General features: G+C 37.7%; 8 protein-coding genes and 2 pseudogenes. 7 read left to right on the top strand and 3 right to left on the bottom strand.

Annotated elements, in window-relative coordinates:
- Positions 1–501 (bottom strand): annotated as a pseudogene (locus LI162_RS14835) (IS4 family transposase); the annotation flags it as partial.
- 183 nt (positions 502–684) lie between these two features.
- Positions 685–924, bottom strand: a pseudogene (locus LI162_RS14830) (MBL fold metallo-hydrolase); the annotation flags it as partial.
- Between the two features lie 88 nt (positions 925–1,012).
- Here LI162_RS14830 and LI162_RS14825 point away from each other — a divergent pair.
- From LI162_RS14825 to tnpC, 3 genes are all read left to right on the top strand, one after another.
- On the top strand, positions 1,013–1,231 hold the full coding sequence (locus LI162_RS14825) for a hypothetical protein (RefSeq protein ID WP_020437243.1): 219 nt from the start codon (positions 1,013–1,015) through the stop codon (positions 1,229–1,231).
- Positions 1,228–1,602, top strand: coding sequence for an IS66 family insertion sequence element accessory protein TnpB (gene tnpB, locus LI162_RS14820; protein ID WP_227156853.1), 375 nt, complete (start codon positions 1,228–1,230; stop codon positions 1,600–1,602). Before LI162_RS14825 ends, tnpB begins: the two co-directional genes overlap by 4 nt.
- Positions 1,603–1,741: 139 nt before the next feature.
- On the top strand, positions 1,742–3,385 hold the full coding sequence (tnpC, locus tag LI162_RS14815) for an IS66 family transposase (RefSeq protein WP_055158592.1): 1,644 nt from the start codon (positions 1,742–1,744) through the stop codon (positions 3,383–3,385).
- Positions 3,386–3,496: 111 nt separating this feature from the next.
- On the opposite strand, the gene LI162_RS14810 is transcribed toward tnpC, so the two are convergent.
- On the bottom strand, positions 3,497–4,267 hold the full coding sequence (locus LI162_RS14810; protein ID WP_081019687.1) for a ZIP family metal transporter: 771 nt from the start codon (positions 4,265–4,267) through the stop codon (positions 3,497–3,499).
- A 209-nt stretch (positions 4,268–4,476) separates the two neighbouring features.
- Here LI162_RS14810 and LI162_RS14805 point away from each other — a divergent pair, with 209 nt between their 5' ends.
- From LI162_RS14805 to LI162_RS15800, 4 genes are all read left to right on the top strand, one after another.
- A complete protein-coding gene (locus LI162_RS14805; RefSeq protein ID WP_020437302.1) occupies positions 4,477–4,737 on the top strand; it encodes a type II toxin-antitoxin system Phd/YefM family antitoxin in 261 nt (86 codons plus the stop codon).
- Positions 4,727–5,041 (top strand): type II toxin-antitoxin system RelE/ParE family toxin, encoded by a 315-nt coding sequence (locus LI162_RS14800; protein WP_020437301.1) that lies wholly within the window; start codon positions 4,727–4,729, stop codon positions 5,039–5,041. Before LI162_RS14805 ends, LI162_RS14800 begins: the two co-directional genes overlap by 11 nt.
- A 120-nt stretch (positions 5,042–5,161) precedes the next feature.
- Positions 5,162–5,530: a hypothetical protein gene (locus LI162_RS14795; RefSeq protein ID WP_020437300.1), complete on the top strand. Its 369-nt coding sequence runs from the start codon at positions 5,162–5,164 to the stop codon at positions 5,528–5,530.
- 120 nt (positions 5,531–5,650) lie between these two features.
- Positions 5,651–8,077, top strand: a complete 2,427-nt coding sequence (locus LI162_RS15800) for a P-loop NTPase fold protein (protein WP_055158590.1) — start codon at positions 5,651–5,653, stop codon at positions 8,075–8,077.
- The last annotated feature ends 175 nt before the right edge of the window (positions 8,078–8,252 follow it).

Raw genomic sequence — 8,252 nt, 5'->3', positions numbered from 1 at the left:
GATATGATTCAATGGTTGGAGAATTACATCAGTATACAAATGTGATAATAAATTGTAAGCAGCATTCAGATGAATCATATTAAATCCTTTATTGTACCGATCGGTAACCCGATAGGTATCGGGGTCCTTAGGATTTCTTGGGATATAAATATCTGAGCCATCAACAGCAATTGGATCATAGCCTTTCAAAGTCTTATCGAGGAAAAATGCATTGGAAAATGAGTAAAAAAGAGAATCAAAGGCCTCTGGAGATATTTTTTTACGCTGTTGAATCAAAGCAGACGCTGTTGGTGCAGAAGCGTTAAAATCGAAATACTTTAACAATTCTGTTTTAGATGCAGATTTTTGCATGGAGATTGTAGAGAGCAAGACATCGCTGAATGAAATCTTACGATTTCTTGTAAAATCCGTAGTTTTTTTTGTGTACTGCCAGGAAGATGCAGATAATTCGTTTACTTTGTTTAGTAATGTTTTCTTTACTGATTCAGGTGAAAGATTCATAACACGCCTCCGATTAATTTAATTTTCCGGCACGACCGGATTTTTCTTATTAATCAAAGGGCGCGAAGCGCCGCATTTTTTTGAGGTTTTGTCAAGTATATTTTAAAATAAGTACAAAAAAATAGGTAGTCCCTTAACTTAATAGAAACTACCTACCATTGGTGACAGGCACCATTAAATTTATAATTCTTTTCGCTCCTTCAAATGTGTCTCCTCGGTATGATAAAGTACAAGATTTGGAATCTGAAGCTGCTCCGCAAGCTGGCACGCTTCCTTTACTGTGCTGTGATGTTTCTCATACGGATTAAACTTATCCGCCTCGCCAAATAGGCAGAACGCCTCGTGCATCAGCCAATCGCTGCCTTTCACAAATTCATAATCCGCTTCGTTATATGGTTCATCGCCAACACATGTAAATTTCTTTCGTAAGTGCCTCAAAACATGACGTAGTGACCGACCATCCAGATCTTGATATACTGTAAAAAACAGAAATCAAGGGAGGGCTATACTCATGGCAAAAACAAATCAAGAAACTGTCACAGCGTTTGGAGAAGTTGTACGTTCATCAAATACTGCACACACTTATTGTGCAGCGAACAATACTAAAAATCGGACTACATCGAATGATAATCGTCTGATGATTTACTATCAAGGAATGAAACTTTACATCCCAGATGAATTTCAGTCAGATGCACTTTTACAGCTTTTACGCACATTGAAAAAGTTATGATGAAACGCATTGCAGAAGGCGCAAGCCGCATTTTTCTTGCCTGCGACAGTACAGATTTCCGAAAACAGATTCCCGGATTAGTTGCAATGGTTACTCTTAATTTTAAGTTGGATCCGTATAATGATGATTATGTCTTTATCTTTTGTAACAGAAAGAGGGATGCCATAAAAGTCTTACGTTATGATTGCAATGGTTTTGTGCTGGCAACGAAAAAGCTGTTGGACGATATGAAATTTCAATGGCCGAAAACAGCTGATGAAGTAAAAGAGATTACTTTCCAACAAGTCGAATGGCTTCTGCAGGGATTGGAAATCGAACAGAAAAAGGCTCATCATCAGGTGAATATAAACGTAAAAAATTGTTGCTTTTAATCTTCGTGATAACGCTATAAAAAGAGCGTAAAAAGCTTATAAAATCGGCATTTTTTAGTGCTGTAATTCCTGCAAAACAGTAGAGAAATACCGTGAAAAATGGTATAATATTCTTATTGAAAATGAAAAGGAAAATGGCATGACAGAACACGAAGAATTACTGATGTTGAGAGCTCTTGCAGCAAAACAGGCGCAAGAACTGGAAAACAAGAATAAGATCATAGAAAAGCAGGATGCAAAGATTAGAAAACAGAATATCCAGATTGATAACATGATCCAGGCTCTGCTTCATGCTAGAAAAAAGTTATTTGGCCCATCTACTGAAGTTTCTAAACAGGTAGATGGGCAGTTGTCGTTGTTTGAATCTACTCAAGAACTTGCAGAGCAGCTGAATCTTTCAAAAACAAAAATCGCCGTGAAGCCACATGAGCGGAAACCTCGTCAGCCGGGAATCCGTCAGGAAATGCTGGCCGGGCTTCCAGAAGAAATCGAAGAATATGTGATTCCAACAGATGAAACATGCGGGATCTGTGGTGGTAAGATGAAGGTGATCAGCAAGAAGCTAGTACGCACAGAAGTTGAATACAGACCTGCTAAGATTGTTGTGAAACATGTAGTTCAGCAAATCGCAAAGTGTATGGAGTGTGGTAAACCGGGAAGCCCAAATGAGAAGAGCAATTTTCGGAAAGCTTCTGTTCCAGTATCACCACTGGCTCATTCCATTGCAACGCCATCCCTGGTTGCCCAGGTAATGTATCAGAAGTTTGCGATGGGACTTCCACTTTCCAGACAGGAAAGAGACTGGTACCGATTAGGTTTGGTATTGTCCCGGAGCAATATGGCAAACTGGGTGATCCGATGCAGTCAGGACTGGCTGGAACCTGTTTACTGGCGGATTCATGAAAAGCTTCTGGAATGTGGGCTGATTCACATGGATGAGACTAGAATCCAGTGCAACAAAGAAGAAGGAAAACGTCCAAGCAGTGATTCCTTCATGTGGGTAATGCGAAGCGCAGCGAGTGAAGCGATTCAAGCTGCATTCTTCTATTATTCACGTACCCGTAGTGGTGATAACGCCAAAATGTTGCTGGAGGGATTTAACGGTTATCTGATCACAGATGCTTACGCTGGTTATGACAAAGTGCCGGATATAAAAAGAGCATTATGTTGGTCACATGCTCGAAGATACCTGATAGAAAGCATCCCGTTAGATGCGAAAGGAAAAGAAATCCCGGGATCCAAAGGAGCAGAAGGAAGAGAATATATCGACCTTTTGTTTAAAGTCGAAAAAGAGATCAATGACCTTCCTGCTGAAGAGAAGAAAAGAAAGCGTCAGGATGCTTCCGAGCCGATCCTAGAGGCTTTTTGGTCATGGGTTGAAGAGACCTCTGCCATGTATACCTCAAACGAGAAACTCACCAAGGCACTTGGATACTGTCAAAATCAGAGAAAATATCTTGAAACATTTCTCGAAGACGGACGTATCCCGCTGAGTAATAATTATTGTGAAGCAAATATAAAACCATTCGCAACAGCAAGAAGAGCCCGGCTGTTCGCTGACACACCACGAGGTGCGTTCGCAAACGGAGTTTTATATACTCTGGTTGAAACTGCCAGAGCGAATGAGCTGGATGTATATGAATATTTAAAATATCTACTTTTAGAAATGCCAAACAATCATCATCAGGAAGACCCGACTGTGATCGATCGGTTATTGCCATGGTCTGAAGACCTTCCAGAACAATGCTATTTGAAAAAGAGACGTAAAAAGTGCCTCCATTGATGATGCGGCTAGTATAGCAGAAAAACTGCTGTAATACTAGTGCGTCATGTTTTGAGGCACTTACCTAATATTGTAAGTTTCATTCGCGATTTTTTCCTTTCTTATACGTCTTTATCCTAGTGCCACATCTAAAATCATCATAATTACAAATCCGATTGCAACACCAATTGTTCCAATATTGGAATGTTCGCCAGCCTGGGATTCCGGAATCAATTCTTCCACAACCACATAAATCATTGCCCCCGCCGCAAACGATAACAAGTACGGCAGAACAGGCACCACTAAATCGGCTAACAGAATCGTAATCACAGCCGAAATCGGTTCCACAACACCAGACATCCCGCCATACAAAAAGGCTTTTGATTTTGACATTCCCTGTGATTTTAATGGCATCGAAATGATTGCGCCTTCCGGGAAATTTTGAATGGCAATTCCAATTGCAAGTGCAATCGCTCCTGCCATCGATACGGTAGAATTTTCCATCATCGCACCGGCGAATACAACGCCGACCGCCATTCCTTCCGGAATATTGTGAAGCGTAACCGCAAGCACCAGCATGGTGCTCTTCTTTAAGTTCGATGCCGGTCCCTCTGGTTTCTCATCATTTACATGTAAATGCGGAATCAACGTATCTAATGCAAGTAAGAAAGCAATTCCAAGCAAAAATCCAACCGCAGCCGGAAGCCATGGAATTGTCCCCTGTTCCTCGGCCATCTCAATCGACGGCATAATCAGTGACCAGACTCCCGCCGCAATCATTACACCGGAAGCAAATCCAAGCAACGCTTTCTGTGTCAATACACCCAAATCCTTTTTCAAAAAAAATACCATACCGGAACCCAGTACCGTTCCAATCAATGGAATTAATAATCCAAACATCATCTGATTCAATTATTTCACCTCCTGTGAATGTATCTTTTGATTTAGAATTCATCTTTCTGATTTTCTAAAATATTTCTCTATTATCATATCATAAATATAATATACTGTGACATAGAAAAACGTTCCGAAAAAATAAGTAAATATTGCTTCTGTGATAATATTCTGATAAAATTAGGATAGAATAAATGATATGAAAGGAGCGATTGAACATGATACAAATTCGACCTGTTTCAGACCTTAGAAATAAATTTCCAGAAATTGAAGCTATTGTAAACGGAGGAAAACCAGTGTATCTGACAAAGAATGGTTATGGTGCTATGGTTGTTTTAAGTCTGGAAGAATATGCAAGTCTGACAGACAGCATAGAAATGAAACTTGATGAAGCTGACAGACAGGCAGCTATGACAGAGGAACGTCTTTCACATGAAACAGTATTCAGCAATGTAAGGAGAGCTATATATGGAAAATAAATCCTATAAGCTGCGGTATTTACCACTCTTTGAACAGGATTTGATTAGCACAGCGAATTACATTACGAATGTTTTAAAGAACGAGGACGCAGCAATTCGTCTGGTTGATGATGTAGAAGCTGCCATACTGGAAAGGCTGAACAATCCTGTTGCCTTTGAACCATACCCATCCGCAAAAAAACGTGACTACCCTTACTATCGGATTTATGTACGCAATTACGTTGTTTATTATGTAGTGATTGATGATGTGATGGAAGTACGACGTTTAATGTATGGTGCAAGAGATACGGACAGATATTTATAATTGATAAGAAACTATATAAGGTGCCTGATACCAATGTGGTCAACCTAATGTCAACTTAAGACAAGTGCCTGCTTAGGTTAATGACTAACGGTGCGAAATTGAGAAAAGAGGAAGGTAGATTTGAAAAGAAGACGCACTTTAATAGAGCTTAGATATGTTTCTTTGATGGCTATGGTTATTACCGGATATAACATGTTTTTTAAGCTTCCATGTTTTGAAGGGGAAAATGAGTATAGATTTGTAATATCTAGAATTCATGATGGCGGTATTTGTAAGCCAGAAGATAGAGTTCCAGTGTATTTTCGGTTGAAGAATGGAGTTTTAATTCCATATGTAAAAGAAAAAATACAAGACGTGAATTCATTAAAAAGGGTTTTGGTCGGTGCAAAAAATGGTAGTGACATTGCCGCTATTGGATTGAAACATTTCTTTAGAAGTAAAGGTCTATATGTAGATGTTGAAAAATCTCAGATGTCGTTGCGATATTGAGCTTATGAAGTTGCCCACAGTGGGGAACAACGATCCGAGCAGAATTCTGTGAGCTGATAATTTAAAGCTCACAAATTCAATACTTTAGAATTTGACAATAACAATATAGGAAAGGAATAGGTGGCAATTATCACAGTTTTGAGTGAAATATTGTGTGAAGTGGACATGGAAATTTTTAAATCTTATGAAATCTGGATGATAGTTGGAGCAGCTCTACTTATAATATTATATTACTATCACAGGGAAAAGAAAAAGGTACACAATGCGAAAGAAAAAGAGTTACTAAAGAAAGGCGATATGCATGAATGTTTTTGGGAAGTACTTTCCGGTGGATATTTTCCAGTACTATTTTTCTTTATGTCATTAGGAAATATCACTGGATTAGCATACCTTTTTCCTGTAGCTATTGCAGTAGTCTTAGTTATTGCTATTGTCATGCAAGTTAAAATTTATGTATGTAAAGAGGAGTTAGTCTCTCGGTCGGGATGGAGTTATGAAGAAGCGGTTTTAGAAAAAAAGAAAAATATATTAGAATCTGCATACAATATTGTCTATGCGGTTATTGTTCCTATTACAATTCTTTTTATTTCTTATGGGACATGTAGTTCATATTACTCAGTTCCTAAGTCATTTTGTATCCTTTTATTTGCAATTATTGTGATTACTGTAGCGGCAATTATGCAATGCAAACGCTTTAATTACAAAAAGAAAATGAGAAAATATCAGATGGCAAAAAAGGAAGGTTTATGTATGGAGGAATTACAAATCGACAAAAAGAGTTCATTACGGGAATTAGTGTATTACTGTACAGAGCCGGAGCCGGTAGGTGCATTGATGTTTACTGGCGAATGGGGCTGTGGGAAGACATATTTGATTGATCATGAATTGAAAGCAACTTTTGATGGTCAGAACGGAAGAGAAGAAAAAGTTATTATTCGGGTCTCTTTATTTGGAGTGTCCTCGGTAGAGAATATTCATTCGCTTGTGAAAGAAAGTTGGATGGAAGCGTATTATGAGAATTTTCCTACTGTTCTTAAGAAAACAACGAGATTTCTAAAAAATATTCAATCTTCAATTGCAAAGATGGAAGGAAACGATGAGATGAAACTTCTTGCATCTGTAGGATTGTCAAATTTTATGCGAGTAAAAAATATCATAAATAAGAAACCTGTAATCTTAGTTTTTGATGATCTTGAACGTTGCCAGATGGATCGCATAGATGTATTGGGATGTATAAATGATTATTGTGAAAATCAGAAGTTTTATACGATTATTGTATGTAATCCAGATAAGATGCAGTCAGATAAAGAGCGAAATGAAGAGGATAAAGCAAAGGATGAGTTGATTCAGCTTACATATGCAGAAATTAAAGAGAAGATTGTGCAGAGAACGGTTCAATATAAACCTGATTATGAGGGTATTGTCCACAATGTGATCAGGGAATTGAAATATCAGGATAAAGAGTATCAAGGCTTTATAGAGAAACATGAACGAGAACTATTAGAATTATTTGCACCCAATATGGGTGTAAGGTCAACAGGAGAGAATGTGCAATTACATAATATTAGAAGTCTTAAGTGCGCAATTACTGATTTTTACCGAATTTATATTATATTGGAAAAGAATGGATTCTCAGATGTTGAAAGGTGGTTGTATGCGTTTACACGTTATGTGATTGCATATAAAGCTGGAGTTAAAGCTGATTTTAATCGTAATTATATGTTGAAAGCTATTGAAGAATGGTTATTACATGGAAATTGGGATGAAGAGCAGTTGCAGTATGAAATAAAAGAAAGAATAGAACGGGAAAAAGCAAAAAAACCTACGGATTTACTTCGGGTAAATAGAATTATGGATTTAGATGAGGAAGATGTAAACAATGGATTTCCTGAACTTATTGAATTGGCGTATAGTGGAAAACTTACCTTGGACGAGTACGTCAATTTGATACAGAACAGTGTGTGGGCAAGGCAATATAAGTTCAAATTTCCAAATAAGATTGAGTGGGGAAAAATACGAGAAGGAATAGCGGGACGCATCAATCAATTAAAAGAGGAGCAGCCAGAAGGACAGCAGATTTATACTTGCATTTCAAAAGAAAACGAGAGTTTATTTGACAAAGAGGAATGGAAAACGTATTTGCTTATTGACGAATTTCGTGAAGGAAATACCTTATTGTTTTGTAGAAACAGAAAAATATACATAGATGGAATGGGAAAAGACCCATTGGAAACATTGTACATTTGCCAGAATAATCGTTTTAATGCATTTGATGATGAGATGGCGTCTGCTACGGTGAAAGCATTCGAAAGGTGTAATAACGCTGAGAAGTGTCGTTTCCCAGGTTATTTTGAAAGAATATGGGAAAATTGGCATGTTATAGCTGAGATTGATAAGAAAAATACACAACAAGGTTTTCAAATATTGTTGAAAAAATTGGAAGAATTGAAAAATGAACTTTTGGAGAGCAATAAAGTCTTTTCTATTGCACATACAGAGGTATTTATCCAAAACGTGCAGAAATTACTTGAAAAAAATTCATTATGAGCATTAGAATTGAAACGGTCTCGTAAGTTTTCGGACAGACTATAAATTACTAAGAAAACGGAAGCTTTATTTGGGTAAAGCCTGATAACGATACCACATTGGTGTCAGGCACCAATGTGATCAACCTAATGTCAACTTAAGACAAGTGCCTGCTCAGGTTAATGACTAACGGTGC

Origin of the sequence: Mediterraneibacter sp. 210702-DFI.3.120 (genome assembly GCF_020561005.1) — a bacterium.
GTDB classification, from domain to species: Bacteria; Bacillota; Clostridia; order Lachnospirales; family Lachnospiraceae; genus Mediterraneibacter; species Mediterraneibacter faecis.
Note: the sequence above shows the minus strand (reverse complement) of the source record. Positions and strands in the feature narration are given on the sequence as shown.

Coding starts and splice junctions, on each gene's coding strand:
- LI162_RS14825 (WP_020437243.1), top strand. CDS start 1,013: ATGGCAAAAACAAATCAAGAAACTGTCACAGCGTTTGGAGAAGTTGTA.
- tnpB (WP_227156853.1), top strand. CDS start 1,228: ATGATGAAACGCATTGCAGAAGGCGCAAGCCGCATTTTTCTTGCCTGC.
- tnpC (WP_055158592.1), top strand. CDS start 1,742: ATGACAGAACACGAAGAATTACTGATGTTGAGAGCTCTTGCAGCAAAA.
- LI162_RS14810 (WP_081019687.1), bottom strand. CDS start 4,267: ATGATGTTTGGATTATTAATTCCATTGATTGGAACGGTACTGGGTTCC.
- LI162_RS14805 (WP_020437302.1), top strand. CDS start 4,477: ATGATACAAATTCGACCTGTTTCAGACCTTAGAAATAAATTTCCAGAA.
- LI162_RS14800 (WP_020437301.1), top strand. CDS start 4,727: ATGGAAAATAAATCCTATAAGCTGCGGTATTTACCACTCTTTGAACAG.